The sequence below is a fragment of the Rhizobium sp. BR 314 genome (assembly GCF_047445805.1).
Taxonomy (GTDB): Bacteria; Pseudomonadota; Alphaproteobacteria; order Rhizobiales; family Rhizobiaceae; genus Rhizobium; species Rhizobium lusitanum_B.
The window spans coordinates 14,600-34,136 of record NZ_JARWLA010000036.1; the positions used below are offsets into that span (position 1 = coordinate 14,600).

The 19,537-nt window shown below is 59.5% G+C and carries 18 protein-coding genes; 8 read left to right on the forward strand and 10 right to left on the reverse strand.

What is annotated here, in order from left to right:
- Positions 1-2: 2 nt before the first annotated feature.
- Both QD461_RS29830 and QD461_RS29835 read right to left on the reverse strand, forming a co-directional pair.
- Positions 3-866 carry a tyrosine-type recombinase/integrase gene (locus QD461_RS29830; RefSeq protein WP_414090822.1) on the reverse strand — a complete coding sequence of 288 codons (864 nt, stop codon included), beginning with the start codon at positions 864-866 and terminating at the stop codon, positions 3-5.
- 106 nt (positions 867-972) lie between these two features.
- The gene (locus QD461_RS29835) at positions 973-1,608 is read right to left on the reverse strand and encodes an Imm42 family immunity protein (protein ID WP_414090823.1); all 636 of its coding nucleotides are present in this window, start codon (positions 1,606-1,608) and stop codon (positions 973-975) included.
- Positions 1,609-1,819: 211 nt separating this feature from the next.
- On the opposite strand from QD461_RS29835, the gene QD461_RS29840 reads away from it, so the two are divergent.
- The 8 genes from QD461_RS29840 to QD461_RS29875 all read left to right on the forward strand — a co-directional run bounded on the left by QD461_RS29840 (position 1,820) and on the right by QD461_RS29875 (position 10,204).
- Positions 1,820-2,788, forward strand: coding sequence for an AraC family transcriptional regulator (locus QD461_RS29840; RefSeq protein ID WP_414090824.1), 969 nt, complete (start codon positions 1,820-1,822; stop codon positions 2,786-2,788).
- A 149-nt stretch (positions 2,789-2,937) separates the two neighbouring features.
- Positions 2,938-4,395 carry a xylulokinase gene (locus tag QD461_RS29845; RefSeq protein ID WP_414090825.1) on the forward strand — a complete coding sequence of 486 codons (1,458 nt, stop codon included), beginning with the start codon at positions 2,938-2,940 and terminating at the stop codon, positions 4,393-4,395.
- Between the two features lie 37 nt (positions 4,396-4,432).
- Positions 4,433-5,347, forward strand: a complete 915-nt coding sequence (locus tag QD461_RS29850) for a sugar ABC transporter substrate-binding protein (RefSeq protein WP_414090826.1) — start codon at positions 4,433-4,435, stop codon at positions 5,345-5,347.
- Between the two features lie 24 nt (positions 5,348-5,371).
- On the forward strand, positions 5,372-6,886 hold the full coding sequence (locus tag QD461_RS29855) for a sugar ABC transporter ATP-binding protein (RefSeq protein WP_414090827.1): 1,515 nt from the start codon (positions 5,372-5,374) through the stop codon (positions 6,884-6,886).
- Positions 6,883-7,815, forward strand: coding sequence for an ABC transporter permease (locus QD461_RS29860; protein ID WP_414090828.1), 933 nt, complete (start codon positions 6,883-6,885; stop codon positions 7,813-7,815). Before QD461_RS29855 ends, QD461_RS29860 begins: the two co-directional genes overlap by 4 nt.
- A 1-nt stretch (position 7,816) precedes the next feature.
- Positions 7,817-9,007 (forward strand): tryptophan synthase subunit beta, encoded by a 1,191-nt coding sequence (trpB, locus tag QD461_RS29865; protein WP_414090829.1) that lies wholly within the window; start codon positions 7,817-7,819, stop codon positions 9,005-9,007.
- Positions 9,004-9,825, forward strand: a complete 822-nt coding sequence (gene trpA, locus QD461_RS29870) for a tryptophan synthase subunit alpha (protein WP_414090830.1) — start codon at positions 9,004-9,006, stop codon at positions 9,823-9,825. The genes trpB and trpA overlap by 4 nt, the downstream gene beginning before the upstream one ends.
- A gap of 139 nt (positions 9,826-9,964) precedes the next feature.
- On the forward strand, positions 9,965-10,204 hold the full coding sequence (locus tag QD461_RS29875; RefSeq protein WP_184711178.1) for a hypothetical protein: 240 nt from the start codon (positions 9,965-9,967) through the stop codon (positions 10,202-10,204).
- Positions 10,205-10,541: 337 nt separating this feature from the next.
- On the opposite strand, the gene QD461_RS29880 is transcribed toward QD461_RS29875, so the two are convergent.
- From QD461_RS29880 to QD461_RS29915, 8 genes are all read right to left on the reverse strand, one after another.
- A complete protein-coding gene (locus QD461_RS29880; protein ID WP_414090831.1) occupies positions 10,542-11,096 on the reverse strand; it encodes a hypothetical protein in 555 nt (184 codons plus the stop codon).
- 207 nt (positions 11,097-11,303) lie between these two features.
- Positions 11,304-12,398, reverse strand: a complete 1,095-nt coding sequence (locus QD461_RS29885; protein WP_414090832.1) for a hypothetical protein — start codon at positions 12,396-12,398, stop codon at positions 11,304-11,306.
- Positions 12,399-12,955: 557 nt separating this feature from the next.
- A complete protein-coding gene (locus tag QD461_RS29890) occupies positions 12,956-14,476 on the reverse strand; it encodes an amidohydrolase family protein (protein ID WP_414090833.1) in 1,521 nt (506 codons plus the stop codon).
- A 15-nt stretch (positions 14,477-14,491) separates the two neighbouring features.
- The gene (locus QD461_RS29895; RefSeq protein ID WP_184711181.1) at positions 14,492-15,382 is read right to left on the reverse strand and encodes an ABC transporter permease; all 891 of its coding nucleotides are present in this window, start codon (positions 15,380-15,382) and stop codon (positions 14,492-14,494) included.
- The gene (locus QD461_RS29900) at positions 15,379-16,416 is read right to left on the reverse strand and encodes an ABC transporter permease (RefSeq protein WP_414090834.1); all 1,038 of its coding nucleotides are present in this window, start codon (positions 16,414-16,416) and stop codon (positions 15,379-15,381) included. The genes QD461_RS29895 and QD461_RS29900 overlap by 4 nt, the downstream gene beginning before the upstream one ends.
- A 2-nt stretch (positions 16,417-16,418) precedes the next feature.
- Entirely contained in the window at positions 16,419-18,002 is a 1,584-nt protein-coding gene (locus QD461_RS29905) for an ABC transporter ATP-binding protein (RefSeq protein ID WP_414090835.1), read from the reverse strand.
- A gap of 95 nt (positions 18,003-18,097) precedes the next feature.
- On the reverse strand, positions 18,098-19,123 hold the full coding sequence (locus QD461_RS29910) for a BMP family ABC transporter substrate-binding protein (RefSeq protein WP_414090873.1): 1,026 nt from the start codon (positions 19,121-19,123) through the stop codon (positions 18,098-18,100).
- Positions 19,124-19,213: 90 nt separating this feature from the next.
- Entirely contained in the window at positions 19,214-19,534 is a 321-nt protein-coding gene (locus QD461_RS29915) for an NIPSNAP family protein (RefSeq protein ID WP_414090836.1), read from the reverse strand.
- Positions 19,535-19,537: the final 3 nt, after the last annotated feature.

Sequence of the window (19,537 nt, forward strand, 5' to 3'; positions counted from 1 at the left end):
GTTTATGGTTCCGGTGGTGTCACCTCAAGTTGCAAGCGATCAAGTGGGCTGGCTGTCGATCGGATCGTGTCGGTGGAAACCTGCGTATAGTGTGCCGTGCTTGACAGATGGGCATGACCGAGCAGGACCTGGATGATCCGGATATCGGTGCCGTTCTCTAACAGATGCGTGGCAAAGGAATGCCGCAACGTATGAACGGTGACGCGCTTTGAAAGGCCGGCTGCCGCGACCGCCGACCGACAGGCAGCATTCAAAACGGTCGGCTCGATCGGCTTGCCAGCATCACGTCCCGGAAACAGGAACATGGTGGGACGTGAGATGCGCCAATAGCGGCGCAAGATGCCTAAGAGTTCGTTTGATAGCATGACGTAACGGGCTTTGGCGCCTTTGCCATGCCGGACATGGATCACCATCCGCGAGCTGTCGATATCCTCGACTTCCAGTCCACAAACCTCACCGATTCTGAGACCGGCGGCATAAGCCGTGGTCAACGCAACACGCGCCTTCAGACTGGAGACCGCTTCAAGAAATTGAGCCACCTCTTCCGCCGACAGAACAATAGGGAGCTTGCGTGGTTCGCGCGCATAGGGGATCCGATCCGGGATRTCRTCCTGGCCAAGCGTGATCCCATAGAAAAATCGAAGAGCACAYACGATCTGGTTTAACGAAGCCCACGATATCCCGGTTGAAACAAGGTGGACCTGAAAGGYGTGRATATCCGCRGGACCRAGCCGATCGGGYGATCGGCCGAAATAGCGGCTGAACTTCTGGACTGCGTTGATATAGGATCGCTGGGTTGCCGGGGACAAATTGCGGACCGTCATGTCCTCAATCATCCGGCGGCGAAGAGGGCTTATCTCAGCCATCGGGGCCTCCTGTCTGAAGGGTGGGTTGCAACACCACCATCCTCTCAGTCAGGGCGCTCTCCTCAAAGGCCGCCACAAATCGCCGCGATTAGCGGCTTAGTTCAATCTAGCCTTCAACAGCAGCCGGGCGAGCGGCAGTTTTGGCCTTCAGTCGACCCGTTCGCTCCACAGCGAACAATGTCTTCCAACTAGAAACAATGGCGTAGAAGAGATCGGCGCTCATCCATTCTTCGCGTATGCCTTGAGCAAAATCGTCAGGCTCTTCCGTATTCAAAAACGCGATAATGCGCACTCGGCCGTCCACATCGAACTGCAGAATGTGGCTTCCATCATCAAAGGCCTCGTCCCCATCCGGAGCCCATATCGCTCCACTCGATTGTAGGGCATCGATGAACTGGTGCTGCGAAAGTCCGAGGTAATCCGTTCGTGCATTATCACGATAAAAAGCATCGAGGTAGGCTGTAGCAATCTCAAAAGCTGGAGTGCCGACTGGGATAGGAGGCGCATGCGCTCCCCGCCGCAGCAACCTATGTTCGACTTCGTGGAAAGAGCATCCAAGCATGGATGCATCGGGCTCCCTCACTCCAAACACTCGCCCACCGACGTAGACTGCGAAATAGCCTAACGCTAATTGGGAGAGATTTTCCACCGCCTCGGTAATCCCGCTTTCGATTGCGAAAATGCGGCAGTCGCCCACTATCATCTGTTTCCCTTGTGCCTCAATTCCGAACAGGCCGATCAAGACTGTCCAGTCGAGACTTTGTCAACAGGGCCTAACATACGTTAATCGCGCGACATCTGGACTGTCGGATGCGTTAGAGAATACTCAAAGCCAAATCAGCCACAACTGAACAAGCGGAGCGCCCCTACCCTAAACGCTGTTACACGCATCTTGCGCATCCTTGCGATCAACGGGAGCCGCTGCAATACTGTCGGGCGCGTGAGGAGCATTGATGGCGGACGTTTCGGCATTAAAGGTCAAGGAAACAAGGGCGACGGTACTCGGAGAGGCAGAGGCCCATCTGGTTTCGTCCTATTGCGATCATCGCCTGGCGCCTGCCTGCAAGACCGAAACTGTCGACTTCCGCCATAGGCATCTGCAGTTCGAGGATTCGGGATTCAATTTCTTGCAGTACGGCCAGGAAGTCTCGGTGAGTTCTCGTGGCTTCGAGGAATTCTATATGCTTGAAATGCCGCTGGCCGGCGGCGTCGACATTACGTTCGGCACAGAGCGCCTCCGTTCCCAACCCGGCAAGGCTCTCATCCTTTCGCCAGGTCCCAAATTCCATTCGCGCTGGCGCGAGGGAACGCGCCAGTGGATGTTGCAGATCGACCGCAAGTTGGTGGAGGAGCGTCTCGCGCAAATCGCGCGCCGGCGCCGCAGCGGAAATCCCATCTTTAATCCGGTCATCGACCTTGCGACACCGCACGGGCGCCATTTCACCTTTTTGGTGCAGATTTTTTCCGACATGCTAGCGGAAACTGCCGACCCTGTCGAACATGAGGCCATCAGCCCCTTGCTCACGTCGGTGGTCGACGAACTCCTGCGCAACATTGCCTTTACCAGCGGCGCGTCCGTGGTCCCTGAACGGCTGCAAGCTTCCCCGCGCCATATGAAGCAGGCAATGGATATACTGAAATCGCGCTATGCGGAGCGACTGGTGATGTCGGCTATAGCGAACGAAATCGGCATATCCGAACGTGCGCTCTACGACGGCTTTCATACCTACTATCAGCGTACACCACACGAAATCCTCACGCGAATCCGCATGGAAGAAGCACGACGTTTGATCCGCAACGATGGTCTTCCGGCCGCGCAGGCGGCAAGAAGCGTAGGGATTCATCATCTCGGCCGGTTTTCGGCGACATACAAGGATACCTTTGGCGTGCTTCCCTCGGCTGATATCCACCGGGATCGCTAGACCGGCAGGCAGGCGGTCTGGACTATCCACATCCTGCAGAATTCGCATCGACCGGTGGCTTGCCGGCGTCAAACTCCCATGACAGTTCCATGACGTGAGCTTAAGGTCCGCCAAATCGCTGTAAATGGTTTGGCGGTCTGGAGAAATGAATGCTCATCGGCTTGGATATCGGTTCGACCTCCGTCAAGGCGGCGCTGTTTGCGATGGACGGCAGCGTGATCGACCATCGTAGCCACAGCTATCCCACATCGCGGCCTGGCCCCGGCATGGTTGAGCAGGACCCGCAGCATTGGCTGGATGGCATCCACGATGCGATTGCCAATCTGCTTTCTGGACGCGATCCGGCCGATATCCGTGCAGTCGGCATCTGCAGTCAGGTGAACACGGACGTCTTTGTCGACAACAGTGGCAAACCGCTGATGCCCGCAATCACCTGGCAGGACATTCGCGCAGGAACGGAAGCTGCAAAGCTCGACGCGACGATCACGCCCGCCGAGAAACGGGAATGGTGGGGTGCGGAACTACCGATCGGGGCGAGCCATGTGCTTGCCAAAATGATGTGGCTCGCCAAACACCGTCCGGATCTCTGGGCGCGAACGCGCCAGGTTTTGTCGGCCCGCGATTTCTGTCTTTTGCAGTTTACCGGGCAAGCCGCGTCCGATCCAATATCCGCCTTTGGTCAGGTTGGTTTGGACCATCAATATATCGACGCGCTGGTCGATCGGGTGCCGGGCGCCAAGGCCAAGCTGCCACCGCTCAAGCATTTCACCGACATCGCTGGCGATATGACATTGGGTTCCTCTGGACGCCGGGTCCCCGTCATCACTGGCACCATGGACGCTTGGGGCAACCTCTTTGGCTGCGGTGTCTTCCGGCCGGGACAAGGGATGTATGTCAGTGGGACGTCCGAAATCCTTGCCCTCGCCGGCTCGGAGCGCATCGGCGCGCCCGGGATCGTTACCTTCGCGACGATCGAGGGGCTTGTGGTCAATGCTGGCCCCACACAGAGCGGCGCGGATTCCTTGCGCTGGTGGGCCGCGACAGCCGGTGTCGAGCCGGGCGATATCCCTGCCCTCGCAGAAAAGGCGAGCCGTGCCGACCGGCCGATCCTGTTCTTGCCGCATCTCGAAGGAGAACGTGCGCCGCTTTGGGATTCCGAAATTCGCGGTGCCTTCATCGGCCTCGACAGTCGTACGAGTGCACCACAATTCGCTCTCGCGGTGTTGGAAGGTGTCGCGCTTGCCGCGCGCCACTCCATGGGCTCTCTGGTCGAGGCCGCCGGATTTCGCCCCGACTATATGCTCTACGGCGGCGGCGGCGCCCGTTCTGATCTCTGGAGCCAGATCCGCGCAGACTGCCTGGGCATACCGCTACACCGCTTCAGCTTCACCGATGTCGGTTGCCTTGGCGCGGCCATTCTCGCAGCCGTCGGCATCGGCGCATTCCAGTCGATCGCCGAAGCCGTGCCGGCCATGACCCGTGTGGAAAGGGTGTTTGAACCCGATCCGCGCCAAAAGGCGCGCTACGAAGCAATGTTTCAAGCCTATCTGCGAGCGATCGATGCGCTCCGCCCCATCGGTATCATACATACCGATGTGCAATCGTAACCAGCACTATCGTCACTTTGGGAAGAGGAGCATGAAATTGAAAAGATTAGCAATCTGGGGAAGCGTTGCCGCTCTGTTGTCATCCGCCTCCATGGCGTTTGCCACGAACGTCACCATCCTGACGCCCTACATCAGCTCAGTGCCGACCAATGAAATGGCACAGAGCTTCAAGGCACAGGGCGAAAAGCGCGGCTGGACCGTCAGCATCATCGATACACGCAACGATTTTGGCCAATTGGCATCGCGCATGGAGGATACGATCAACGCCAAGGCCTCCGCGATCGTATTGATTTCGGCAGATCCGGCGCAGATCGGTGATCAAGTCGAACTGGCGGCGAAATCAGGCATTCCAGTGATCTCGCTCGACGGGTCGAAGAACGCGAATGTCGCAGTCAACGTCACGTCCAACAATTTCGATCTCGGCACGCAGCTTTCGGACGCGCTGTTCAAGGCACTCGGCGGCAAGGGAAATATCGTCAAGTTCTTCCATTCGGCGCATCCGGGTGTGCATCAGCGCGAATTGGCGCTTGAAGAGGCGCTCAAGAAGAATTCGGATATCAAGGTCATCGCAGACCATTTCGTCAAGGTTCCGGGCCCCGTCGATGACGGCCGCGTCGCCATGGAAAACATCCTTCGCCAGCACGGCGACGACATCAACGGTGTCTGGGCGGCTTGGGACGATCCCGGCGTCGGCGCCGAACTTGCGGCTGAATCGGAAAAGCCGGATGCAAAGTTCATCATCATGGGGATAGACGGCAGCCAGCAGGCAATCGACATGATCAAGTCTTGCACCCGCTACAAGGCAACCTTCCGCCAGGACTTTCCCAAAATAGCCGAGATCGGCGCCGAACAGCTCGAAAAGATCCTCGGCGGCGGAAAGGCCGATAAGGATGAGATTTCCGTCCCAGCCGTGATGGTCACGCCCGAGACGCTCGGCGTGAAGTGCCCTTGACCTGAGCACTGGAGAGTTCTGGCCATGTTGCTTCAGATAAGCGGTCTCGAAAAGCGCTTCGGCGGCGTTCGGGCGCTGGCGGGCGCAGACCTCTCTGTGACCGCCGGCTCGGTTCATGGCCTGCTCGGAGAAAACGGTGCTGGCAAGTCCACACTCATCAAGACGTTGTCCGGCCTCGCCAGGCCGGATGACGGTAAAATCCTGGTCGACGGCAAGCACACGGCGATCGAAAGCGTACGCCAGGCCGAAGCTTTGGGTTTTCGCTTTATCCATCAGGAACTCAGCCTCGTCCCGCAATTTACCGCGGTTGAGAATGCCTTCGTCGGGCGACCCTACCCCCGCAAAGGCCCGTTCATAGACCGTCAAGCCATGCGCCGGGTGGTGGCGGAGGCGGCCGCCAGCATCGCTCCCGATCTGCCGCTCGATGTTCCCGCCGCGCGTTTGACGACGGGACAGAAGCAGCTCGTCGAGATCATCCGCGCCTTGATGAATGATCCGGCACGGTTGATTGTCATGGACGAGCCGACGGCTTCGCTCTCCGAAGGAGAAGCACAACGTTTGCATAAAGCGGTCAGGACACTTGCCGCACGCGGTGTCGCTATCATCTTCATCTCTCACCGGCTCGGCGAGGTGGCTGAGATCTGTGACCGCTTCACCGTGCTTCGCAGTGGAAAAACGGTCGGCACGGGCACCATGCAGGGCACGACGCGGGCGGACCTTGTGCGCTTGATGTCGGGTCACGACGAAATCAGAAACGGCAGATCATTGCCGCCGCCCATCGGCAAACCGGTACTCGAAGTCGAGAAGCTGCCATTCGGAATGCGTGGCAACACGGTGTCGCTCTCCGTTTGCGAAGGCGAGATCCTCGGCCTTTACGGCTTGGTTGGTGCCGGCCGCTCCTCTTTCATGAAGATGATCTGGGGCTCGCGGCCGACCGAGGGCGGAGCAATCCGCATCGGCGGCCACTCCTTGAGGTCAGGCGACATCCGCGCCCGTATTCGATTGGGGGGCGCCTACGTGCCTGAAGATCGTCGCAACGAGGGGCTGGTGTCGGTGCGCTCGATTGCCGAGAATCTTGCGATCGGCGATCTCAAACGCGTTCGTGCGAACCCTGTCCTCCCGATCACCAGCCGCGCCATGCTGGCCTCCCGCGCCGACGAGATCCGCGAGCGGCTCACCGTGAAAATGAGTTCGCCCTGGGCGATGCCTCTGACACTTTCGGGCGGCAATCAGCAGAAACTCCTGTTCGGCCGCTGGTTCGGCGGGCAGATCCGGCTACTGATCCTTGATGAGCCGACACGCGGCGTCGATGTCGGCGCCAAGGCGGAAATCCATGCGATCGTGCGGCAAATTGCGGCCGATGGCGCAGCCGTACTCATGACCACCAGCGACATGGACGAGCTATTCGCGCTTTCGCACCGCGTCGCGGTCTTTGCAAACGGTGACATCACGGCGCGGCTGGAAGGTGAGGAACTCACTCCATCCCGGATTATCGACGCCGCATTTCATCAAGACAGCAGGAAAGATCCATCCGCATGACCGGCTTTGCCAGACAATACGGAACCCTGTTCGCGCTTGTCGCGATCATAGCCGCCTTCTCCATCGTCTCCCCGGGCGCGTTCGGCTCGATGTCGAACCTGATCAACATCACGCAGCAAATGACCTTGTTAGCGATCGTCGCCATTGGGGCAACTGTCGTAATGGCGGTCGGCGAGTTCGATCTTTCGACGGCCTCGATCGTCTCTTTCGGCGGGATTTTCGCGGTCTATCTCTTCAAGCTTGGCGTGCCAGCTCCCCTCGCCTGCCTGCTCGTCTTGACGATCGCAGCACTTTTCGGCGCAATTTCCGGCTATGTCGTCTCGCGCTTCCAGGTACTCTCGTTCATCGCTACGCTCGCGGTTGGCACGATCATCGGCGGCATCACCTTCTGGATCTGTGATGGCGCAACCTTGCTCGGAGACATTCCAAGCGGGTTCCGCGATATCGGACGAGGTCATACGCTGGGTCTGCCGACAATGACATGGTGGCTGATCGTAATCGCCTTGGTTGCCTGGATCCTGCTCGATAAGCTGGAAATTGGCCGCAAGCTCTACGCCATCGGCGGAAACCGCGAGGCGGCGCGACTGGCCGGCGTCAGGATCGTCTCCAATACCGTTGCGGCTTTCATCGTCTCGGCCGTACTGGCGGCTCTGGTTGGCATCCTTTTGACCGCACGCATCGGCAGTGCCAACCCCACGGGTGGAGGCGGTTATCTCCTAAGCGCCTATGCTGCCGTATTTCTCGGGATGACCGCATTCCGCGAGGGGGAAGCGAACCTGCCGGGGACCGTGGTTGGAGCCGCCATCATCGCAGTTGTCGGCAATGGCCTCACCATTCTTGGCGTATCGACATTCCTTCAGGACATCATCACCGGCACCATTATCCTCGCCGCAGTGCTCGTGCGCCGCATCGGCCAAGGGATAGCCTGACATGGCGACCGCTTCATTGAAAGAACGACCCGGCCGCTATGGTCGGTTTGGCGGGCAATTTGTTGCGCCCGTGCTACTGCCCGTGTTGGATCGCCTCGAAGCTTCGTTCAACGCGGCTTGGGAGGATCCCGCTTTTCGCCGGACGTTCGAAGATCTTTTGGGACGGTTCGTCGGCCGGCCAACGCCAATCTTCGAAACCCTTAGGCTGGCTTCCGTCAATGGCGGCGCCCGCATCATCCTGAAACGCGACGACCTGACCTTCAATGGCGGCAATTACGCCAATTCAGCCCTCGGGCAATGCCTGCTTGCCGTGCGGATGGGGCTCGGCTCCGTCGTCACCGATACAGGATCTGGCCAAAACGGAGTGGCAGCTGCCGCCGTCGCTGCGCGGCTCGGGCTTGCCTGCACGATCTACATAGGAAGCAGCGACGCGCAACGGCACCCCTCGACAATCAAGAAAATGCGCGCCTTTGGCGCCGATCTTCAGATCGTGGAGGATGCTGACCGGACATTGAGCGCAGCAACCTCCGCTGCAATCCGCCACTGGATGGGCAACAGCGCTACGACAGCCTACCTCGCCGGTGCACCGATCGGCGCTCATCCCTTTCCAGCCATGGTCGGGGCATTTCAGTCGATAATCGGCCGTGAAACCCGCCTCCAACTATTGGAAGCGGGTGTATTGCCAAAGGCAATTGTTTCAGCGGTTGGCGGGGGCTCCTCAACCCTCGGCATTTTTTCCGCGTTCGTCGACGACCGTCAGATCCGGCTGATAGCCGTTGAGGCAGGTGGTGAAGGCGGCGCAGGCAAGCCGCATTCAGCCCGCCTTGCGAAAGGGCAGCCGGGCATTTTCCACGGTGCCGAAACACTGGTGCTTGCGGACGAACACGGCCAGATCCAGCCAACCGCATCCATCGCACCCGGACTTGCCTACCCCGGATCCGCACCAGAGCTTGCAGATCTCGTCGAGCGCGGCCGCGTCGAGACGCTTACTTTTACCGACGAAGACGCACGTCAAGCGGTCCTGCGTCTTGCGATCCGCGAAGGCGTCCTCGTCTCGCTCGAAGCGGGCCACGCATTGGCCGCCGCGGAGCGCATAGCGTGTCACTATGATCGAAATGACGCCGTGGTCGTCATGGTCCCCTCCGCGGGCGACAAGGATCTCGACATCATCTGGGCGGAAAATTGCGAATGACGCGAAATCGTATCGACCTCATGTTCGCACGCCTGAAGGCGGAGCGTCGCAGCGCGTTTGTTACCTTTACCGTTGCCTGCGATCCTTCCTTTGACGAAAGCCTGGAGCGAATGCAGCTCTTGGCCGAGAATGGCATCGATCTGCTGGAGATCGGCCATCCCTTCTCCGATCCAATCCTGGATGGAGCGACGATCCAGAGGGCAAATAGACGTGCGCTTGCGGCTGGAGGCAGCTTGCTGCGTACCCTTGATTTATGCGCTGCCTTCCGCCTGGATAACGACGAGACACCGATCATCCTGATGGGGTACGCCAATCCCATCAGGACCATGGGTTATGACGTCTTTGCCGCGCGCGCGGCCGCCGCAGGCGTGGATGGTCTGATCGTCGCCGACCTGCCGTTGCGGGAGGCCGGCACGCTTCTCAAGCACCTCAGCAAATATGGGCTCGTCATGATCCCGCTCGCAGCACCGTCACTACCAACGGAAGATTTCGTTTCGGATCAGAGGGGCGTAGGCGGCTTCCTCTATTGCATCCCGGTGGTCGGGCCAACCGGCGGTCCGTCCGCATCGATCGACGTCATCACGGATGCGGTTGAACGTTGCCGCAGCGTTAGCGCCATGCCCATCATGGTCGGCTTCGGCATCAAGACACCCGATATGGCAGCGGCTGTCGCCAAGGTGGCGGACGGCGTAATCGTTGCGACCGCCCTGATCGAGCGGTTCGAGACGATGCTTCAAGATTGCGCGCACGAGACGTTCAAGTCGACGGCCGCACAAGTAGTCGCCGACTATCGGCACGCCATTGATAGCCGAGCCTGAGCGCTCCGCTTCGGGTCGTGTGTCCCGTCAGCGGGTGCTTTAAAGCACCTGCAAACATGCCCCGTGATCGGTCAATACTTCTCACGCTTGACTCTTCCCAAAAATGAGAACATTTTGAGAACAAATCAGGAAAGATGCCATGAGCAATGCCGAGAAGTTCATTATCCTGCCGTATCGAAAGAACCGCGGTAACCTCGTGCCGGGCGAGATGCGTCAAGCATCGAACGCCGTCAGCGCCGAGAAGATCGCTTCGGCCATGTCTGCTCGCTTCGTCGGCGTTGCCGCCTATGCCGTCATGGTGGATGAGGAAACCGGTGACATGACATCGCCTCGCCTGCTGGTGAAGCATGGCGAGATATCGGATCTGAACGCGGCTTAACCGTACCTGACAACGGAAGTAAGGAGCCCCGCCGGCAGCCGGCGGGAACTGAGACGTGTGCCATGCCAACGACAGGCTATCTGATTACGCCTCAAGATGCGGAGGTCTTTCGAGAACTCGTCGCCTTTCTGGGTGAAGACGTTTTCGACCAGCGGCAGAGAGATGGCGGCATCGCCAAATCCGATGTATTTCAGCGACACATTACCCAAGCCCGAAGCGTGCTTAAGCTGCTCGACGCTTGCGATCAAAGAACCTTGCCGCCAGATTCCATCGCCCGTACAGACCGGCCTTCGTCCTCGTCGTATTCTTCTATGCCGGGCTCTATAGGAATTGCGATCTAGGTCGAAGTTTTATCGGACGGCCAGGTTACATAGTAGTATTTTCCGGCGACCCGCCCGAAATAGGCTTTTTCGTCGGGGTGTTTGTCTACATAGGAGCCGTCAGCCGTCTTTTGGAAGGCTCCGTGATTATCGCGTTTCAGATGGTCATTCAAGAAAGTGGTCCAGTCGCTCTTGCTGATATTGTCCGCCTTGGTCGGCTTGGCTTTTGAGTCCTTGTCCCAGGCCATGATTTCCTTGCCCTGCGTGGCGTCGGTCACAGTCAACTTTCCTGCCTTGAGGGCGCTGAGCATGGATTGAGAACGCAGATAGCTTTCAGGATCGTCCGTCGTCTCCGACAGCTTGGCCTTCAATGATGCCATGAAACCATTCGTTGCGATTTCAGGCTGAGGCTGGTTGGTGCTAGGTGGGTTTGAGGCTTTCGGTGCCCCGCCCTGACCAGGAGAGCGCGGAAAAACATCATAGATGCTAGGCTGTTTACTCGCCTTCGAGTTACTGCCGTTATTGCTCAAGAGAGCGCTGTATTTCCTGTCTGCACTGATGGAAATAGCCATTTTCAATCCGCCAAACGTTGAAATCTCAAGACGTAGCGATGGTATCAGCACAACCTTGCGTGAAGCGGAACATAGGTTGAGCATGCGGCCACTCTACCACTAATGCTAGCGAAATCCGCAAGTCGGCCAGCGCTCAGGTGGCATCGGCAAACAGACGCGAGCCGAGGTGAGCCCGCGTCAGACGGAATGAGAGCCGTGAGATTCGGTTCACCGCCAGCTGGTAAAGTCCGAAGCGACACATCCGAACGGCGCCCGCTGATCGCCAAAACGCTTCTTCAACTGCGCGCAACCCCAGTTGTTGAGGGGAGCTGGCATCATGTTGTTGATGTCCATCCCGGGGGAGTTGAACTGCGAGTCCGCACTGGTCACATACCAGACCCAGTAGCCGAAAACGGCACCGATGATCAGCAGTATCACAAGCAACACTCTGACAAGGCGCGCCGTGATCGACGGACCCTTCTTTCGCTGCGTGACAAGCTCCAGCTGTTGCCCAGCCAATTCCGCGGTAAGCGGCGCGAGAGCCCTTGAGCGCTCTTCAGCCGTCATGTCGATTCGTTCCAGCTGCTTATCCAGAAGGATGGGGAGCGCAGACTTTCCATGCCAAACGGCAAGCGCCACGGCGTGATCGCCCTTCGTGCCGACCAGCAGAGGCTCCTGCCCCGGCTCGAAACGCGTGTGGGCGGCCCGACCCGTCTTCCTGCCGGAAATCTTGTCGGCATAGGTCACATTCAACCGCTTGCCCGCCCGGTCGACACCTGTAATCTCCACCGGGACAGGGACAAGGTCAGCCGGTCGGCTCAACCCGCCGCGGACGCGCCAGACACGCAAGATCTGGTAGATCAGGCCGAGGGAGACACCTCCCAACAGGACAGCGAACACCGCAAGCGTGATGATCCGGTTCCAGAGCTTGTCGATGCCGAGGCTAAGCGTCGCGAGTTCCGGATGCTCGCCAGATATAACGAGACTGGTTTCGTAGTCACCGGTATGGGCGTCGACGAACATGATCTCGACGTCCTTGTCATACTTCTGCCCGTTATACGCATAGTTGAGATGCGCCGAGCATGTCGTGAAGAAGCCTTTTCTAGTCTCGCATTTGCCGTTACGAATATCGCCGCTGTCGAGCATCACGGGGTTCTGGTTGATCGTCCAATCCCTCAATATGCCGGGGGCTTCCCACACCACCATGAACACGGTGAGTGCTAGCACTATCGGTAGTGAAAAATAGCTGCCTCGCGCCGTGGTAATCGCGCCCTGAGCAAGCTTGAGAGCTCTCTGGGGAAACTGGATAGTCGGAAATGTCATTGTGCGTCTGAAGCTCCGAATGATGACATGGGCATCTGAAAAAACCGGTCGAAGCCTGAGCCTCGCTTGATCCTGGGGGGTGACTTCCTGCCCGCATCTGCTGCGCGGTAAATAGACGGCTCACTGCGAAATTCAATAGCAGGTTGTAAAAGATCCACCGACTTTGTAGGCGTTCCGACCGCCGGTACAGCCAGAAGCTGTGCACGCCTGTTGGCAGGCTCTGCTCGTCAAAATCAGACAGCAACCACCTACTGAGAGCGAGGTGCGAGCACGAGGCGGATGAATGTTCGACGAGAGGAAAGTCGCCCTTTCATGCCAATTGAGATCAATCTCCTAGGCCAGACTTCGGCAGAGCGAGGCCCTCTGCCGAAGTCTTGGTCAGCTGCACAGGCTCCGTGACATCCGCGAGGAAGTCGCCAAACAGCCGCTCGTGACAGTCCGGAAACGGTCATGCCCATTGGAGGCGCGGGCCCCCCACCAAGGCGCATAGCGCCCAGGAAGACTGCCAGTCCTGCCCCATTTGGGAGAGTTGCGATGACGGAGACAGCGCTCTGGCATCACACAGATTTCGATGGAAGATCTCCTTGATAGCGGTAAAGCGGCAACTCGGCCAAGGACGCGCGGCGATGGATTTCGGCCATGACCGGGACGAACACACTGTTGCGGCGCTCAAGCTCGGCATGTTCTTGCAGCCACGCCGGTACGAGTTCGGCCAGTTCGGCAAAGACGGCAGCCTCGTCCACGGTGGTCAGCCGGCCCTCCTCCATGACGATGCGACCGGCGACCATGACTTTTTCGATGGACGAGCCGTTTTCAGAATAGACGAGATGCTTGGCGGCATCGTTGAACGGCATGAACGGATAGGACCGCAAGTTCAGGATCACCAGATCGGCGGATTTTCCCACCTCCAGTGAACCGGTGACGTGCTCGAGCATCGCCGTCTTCGCTCCGTCGATCGTTGCCATGCGCAAGACCTCATCGGCTGTGACCCACTTCTCGTAATCCGGACCGGAAACGGAGTGGATGAGACCAGCTACACGCATGACGTCGAAGATGCGCGCTGTATCGTTGGATGAGACGCCATCCGTGCCAAGGCCAAGCGTGACGCCCAGATCCAGCAGGCGCCTCACCGGCGCGATGCCGGCACCGAGCTTCTGGTTGGAAATGGCGTTATGGGCGACCGAGACGCCGGCGTCTCCCATCAGTGACATGTCGTCATCGCTGACCCAGACCGAATGCGCGATCGTCGTGTTGCGCCGAAGAAGCCCCAGATCCTTCATATATGCAATAAGGCTCTTGCCGTGCAGTTCGTGCCCGGTAATCGCCTGTGTCCGCGTTTCCAGCACATGGGTATGGAATGGGACACGTTTTGCCACGGCCAGCTCCATACAGGCCATCATGAGGTCCGGCGTGCAACGCTGTGGCGCCGACGGTGCGATCATGAAGTTCACGCGCCCGGCGCGGCCATGCAAGCTGTCAAATGCGGATTTGCAGAAATCGACATAGGCGTCAGCCGTCATCGGCGGCCCGAAGTCGAGCAGATTCTGTAGTTCCGCCGGCATCACCTCGCGCGCAAACGGCAGCGCATCGAGCGTGTGGATGTTCATGGCGGCGCTTGAGACATTCGCGCGAATACCCGCATCTTCATAAGCGCGGAACACCGTGCCGAGCCGATCGAGATCGTGGGCCGGCGGATCGAAGAAGTCGTCACAGAGTGTCGTAACGCCGTTGCGTAGCGACTCCATCGCCAGCAGCAGGCTTCGTAAATAGAGGAGCCGCTTGCCGATCGGATCGTTCATCAGTAGCGGATAGGCATAAAGCAACCAGATCTCGAGCGGCATGCCTTCATAGCGGCCGCGAAAGAAGGTTTCGCTGGAATGGGTATGAGCGTTGATCAGGCCCGGCATCACCAATCGGTCGCGACCGTCGATGATGCGGGCGCCATCCGGCGGGATCAGATTGGGGCCGATTGCGGCGATCAAGCCGTCGCCCACCAGAATGTCTCCGGCGAAAGGCTGCGTACCATGCGCTGCATCGACAGCAAGGATCATGGCATTGCGGATCAGGATCTTGTTCATGGCGGTTTCCCTCTCCTATTGGTCCTTCAGTTCGCCGAAACTTCCCGCCGTCTTGGAGCCGCTCAACCGGCCGGAAAGCCAGACGCCGAATACGGTGGCGAGATAGGGCAGCGCTTGCAGCAGGTCGTGCGGAACTTTATCCCCGAACATCAACTGGGCGCGGATTCCGAGCGCGCCGGCAATGGCAAAGAAGAGTGCAGCCAGCGTCGCGCCGACCGGATGGGCCGCTCCGAAGATGACGGCGGCAAACGCCATGAAGCCGCGTCCCGCCGTCATTCCCTGTGCGAAGAACTGCAGGCTTCCAGCTGCAAGTTCCGCTCCGCCGATGGCGCACAGCGCCCCGCCGATCGACAAGGCCAGAAGACGCATTCGCTGCGGTTGGATGCCGACACTTCGCGCTGCAAAGGGATGCTCGCCGCTGGCGGTCAGTTGCAGGCCGAAACGGCTGCGCCGCAGCAGAAGCCACATGGCGGAAACGACGAACGGCATGGCGGCAACGAAAATCGACAGCACGCCGTAGGGGCCGAACGCCGGTCCGAGCTTCGGTACGCCAAAGGGCGCCGTCACCATTCCCTGACTGCCGAAGATCGATTCCACCGCCAGCGCCGTGCCTCCGACGCCGAGGCCCGTCAGACCAAGCCCGGCAATGATCGGATTGGCCTTCAGCTTCTCGATGACGAACCACAGAAGTATCGAGGCGGCGACGCAGAGTAGAATGGCGATGAGGATAGCCAGGATGAAGGAGTGCGTCAGCATGATGCCGAGAATGGTGGCGCAGGCGCCGATGATCATCAGGCCCTCAAGACCGAGATTCCAGACACCGGCGCGTTGCGCGATGACGCCGGCAAGGGTCACGTAGATCAATGGCGTGCCGGAGCGCAGGATAGCGATGATGATGTCGTTCATTGCGGACGTCCTCCCAGACGCAGAAGCTTCTCGACGACGTTGGATCTGGCCGTGATGAAGAGCGCGATGGCGGCGTTGATGATGTCGATCGCCGCAGCCGGCAGACCCGCCATGATCGGCAGGTATAGCGCGGCCGATGCCAAGCCTCCGAAGAAGATCGAAACGACAGCCGTGCCGACCACGGAGAGATTAGCGACAAGCGCTATCAGGATCGCGGTGAAGCCATGCGTCGGCAGAAAACCAGACGCGATGCGGCCGTTAGGACCCATCAACTCGATCGTTCCCGCAAGGCCCGCCAGTGCGCCGGAAATGATGAAACTCGTCAAGCCAAGTTGCCAGAGCTTCGCACCCTGCCAGCGCACCATCGTGCCGTTTCGACCGGCAAGGCTTGCCAGCACGCCGAAGCTGGTGCGGTTGACGAGAAGCCACATCGCTATCCCGACGACCAGCGCGATGCCGATGATCGTTGGTGACAGACCGAGCGAATTGGAAATGCGATAGGCGGCGTCGATCGGACGGCTGGATGCCTGCTGACCGGTGCCCGATGGGTCCTTGAGCGGGCCCGACGTCACGTAGACCAGGAGCAGGCCAGCCATGAAATTGCCCATCAGCGTGGTGATCACCTCGTCAGTGCCGGAACGCAGCTTCAGGAGACCCGGCCAGAGTGCCCAAAGCGCCCCACCCGCCATGCCGGCCAGAAAGATCAGCGGCACGACAATGATGGCAGGGCCGCCACGCAAAGCCTCCGCCGCGAAGGCCGCGGAGATCGCCCCGACATAGAACTGCCCCTGTGCACCGATATTGAAGAAGCCAGCGCGGAAGGAGATACTGACGCCCACTGCCGTGATGAACAGTGGCAATGCCCATCTCAGGCTTTGCTCGACAGCGCCGGGCCGCAAAAATGCGCCATCGGCAACCGCGACCAGCATTTGCGGCGCGTTGTAGCCGGCAAACTGGAAGAGCACGGCGCAAAGGATCAGCGAGAGGGCTACGAAGACCAGGCTGCGGAGAATAACGACTATCTTGTTCTTCATCGTCATGCTCCCGCAGCAACGGACGTTGCGCCGACCATGGCCGCGCCGACAGACTGTATATCGTATGGTCCGACGAACTCACCAGCAACGCGGCCGGACAGCATGACCACCACACGGTCGGAAATATCGAACAACTCGTCCAGATCCGAAGAGATCAACAGGATCGCCACTCCCTTGTCGCGCGCTTCGCGCAAGGCTTTCCAGACGAAAGCGGTGGCGCCAATATCGAGCCCGCGTGTCGGCTGCGCCGCGATGATGAGCTTGGCGTCGGCGTCGATTTCACGCGCTAGAATGACTTTCTGGGCGTTACCTCCCGATAGCGAACCGGCCTGCTGCGTGGAAGCGTGATAGTGAACACCCCAGTTCTTCAGCGACTGGTCACAGAGCGCGCGGATTCCTGCCGGTTTGACAAGCTTCAGGAGAGAGCCCTGCAGCAACTCGCGTGCGCTCCAGTTCTCCCAGAGAGAGCTGGTCAGGCTGAGGCCTTCGACATTGCGTTCGAACGGAATGATGCGCAGCCCAGCGCCGCGGCGGGCCGCCAGCGTCCTTTCCGTAACATTCTGTCCGGCAAGCATAATCGCACCGCCCGAGAGGGTCGCAAGGTTGGCAATGGCACGTACGAGCGTTTTCTGTCCGTTGCCCTCGACACCGGCGATGCCGACGATCTCGCCCGGTTGGATGGACAGGCTGACATTATCGAGTGCCGCCCCCTCGTCATCAGGCAAAGTAGAGACGGATGTCATCGTCAATACCGGCTGTCGCGCGGCGCGGCCAGAATTTCCGTGGAGCGGGATGTCTCCCGGTTCGCCGACACCAAGCAACGCGTCCCTGTCCTTCGCGCTTTGCGGACGCGCCGCATCGCCAACGATCAATGCCGTCAGCTGTTCAGCCGTGAGACCGGCCTTCGGCAGCGGCCCTTCGACGCGCCGACCGCCTCGCAATACGCTGATCGTGTCTGCGATGGCGAGAACCTCCCGGATCTTGTGAAGAATGAGAATGACGGTAACACCGCGCTCCTTCAGCCGCCGCACGCGGGCGAAGAGCGTCTCGATCCCGGCGGGAGAGAGAACGGCCGTCGGTTCGTCGAGGATCAATACTTTCGCGTCGGTGACAAGAGCGCGGGCGATCTCGATGCTCTGTTGGGTTTCGACCGGCAGATCGCGAATGCGCCGCGAAAGGTCGACCTGGATATCGAGGCTCTGCAAATGCGCGCGCCATTTTTGCGCCAGCGCCTTGCGCGAATAAAAGCCTCCATGGCCCGGCGCACCGAACTCCATCACTTCCGCAACCGTAAAGGATGGCGGCAGAGCAAAGCTCTGATGGACAAGTTCGACGCCCGCTTCGCGGCTATCGCGCACATGGCCTGTACGGATGGCCCTTCCGGAGATTTCGACCTGGCCGGCAGTCGGCTGCACGAGGCCGGACGCGACGCGGGCGAATGTGGTTTTGCCAGCGCCGTTCTGGCCGAGAACGGCATGAATGAGGCCGGCCTCGAATTCGATCGAAACGTCCGAAAGCGCCGTCACATCGCCATAGCGGACGGTTACGTCGCGGCATGCGAGCGCAGGCGGTGAGTGATTGGACATGAGAAGCTTCCCGACATGATTCTGCAGGCCCGTCGCTATCGCCGGAGCCCAAGATGCTCTGGCCGGCTGCCGTTAAGCAACCGGCCGAACTGGCATTAAAGAGTGGTCTTGAACTCGACCTTGACGGAGCCGTCAAGAATGCCGGCGCGCACCTTGTCGACGTCCTTCAAGGCCTCCTTTGCCCTTGCCGTCAGCTCTGCCGGACCCTGCTCTGCAAATAGCGGTGAAGGGATGAAGTTGATGACACCTGTCCCGAGACCGGTATGCTCGTGGGCGCCGCCCTTCCATGCTGCTCCGAGAGCCTTGCTCACTTCGTTGTAGAGTGACACGCCAAAGTCCAATCCGACGATCGAGATCACCGACTTAGGCCCGAGTGCGAACTGCGCCGGCGAAAGGCAGCTGACCATCCGGCCCTCCTTCTCGTTGGCCGCAGCGATGATGCCGCCATCGGTGGCTGCCGCATCTGTCTGGATGTAGTCGATGCCATCATTGAACATCTGCGTCGCTATTTCCTGACCCTTGGCCGGATCCTGGAACGAGCCGGCGAAGGCGGCCGTCACCGTGGCATTGGGGTTGATCGAATGGACGCCGGCCTTCAGCGCGTTGAAATCGGCGTTGAGCGGCGGGATGGAAACACCGCCAATGAAGCCGATCTTGCCGGTCTTCGACATCTTGGCGGCAAAGACGCCGGAGAGAAAGCAGCCGAGATAATAGTCATAAGAGACCGTAACGACGTTCGGGATCGCAGGTTCGAAGGGATCGGCAAACAGCTGGATCCATTTGGTATTGGGGTAGGATGGGGCAAGCGCCTTGAACGGCTCTGCGACTTCATTGAAGGTCGAGACGATGATGGAGGCGCCGGCATCGCCGAGCGTACGGAACACCGTCTCGTAAGTCGCGGGATCCTGCGCATAGACGGCTCGATAGGTGAACCCCTGCTCCGTCGACAGCTGTTTCAGCTTGGCGATCATGGCGTCGACCGGGCCGTTGTCACCGGCCGCCTGCGTGTGAACAAGCGCGACCAGCCCGCCTGCGGCACGCGCCGCTTGCTGCATCACCCCGGCAGCAAGACCAAACGCTGCGGCGCCGGCACCAAGCTGGAGGAAGGTGCGGCGATCGATGCCGCGAGAAAGATCGTTGTCACTTCTTGAGTTTTTCATGTCTTCAGTTCCCTCTTTTGTATTTATGTGAAGTCTATCCGTTGAACACGCTTAGATGGCCGGCGAGTAGGATGCCGGGTTCATGATCATGACCTCCTGCTTCTGGATGGCATCAAGTGCCCAGACACCGGCGATGAAGGATTGCCACTCCGGATCTGCATACATGGCCTGGCGACGCGCTTCGCGGTCCGCCAGGCTGTCATAGGCCCACATCAGAACGGTGGTGTGCAGAGTGCCGATCTCGGAGACGTAAAGCCCGACGAAACGGTTGAGATGGCGCTTCTGGATCGGCAGACCCTCGGCCTCATACTTCTTCATCCATTTGTCGACCGTGCCCGGTTTGAACGTATAGGTGCGGTGTTCGAGGATCATTGT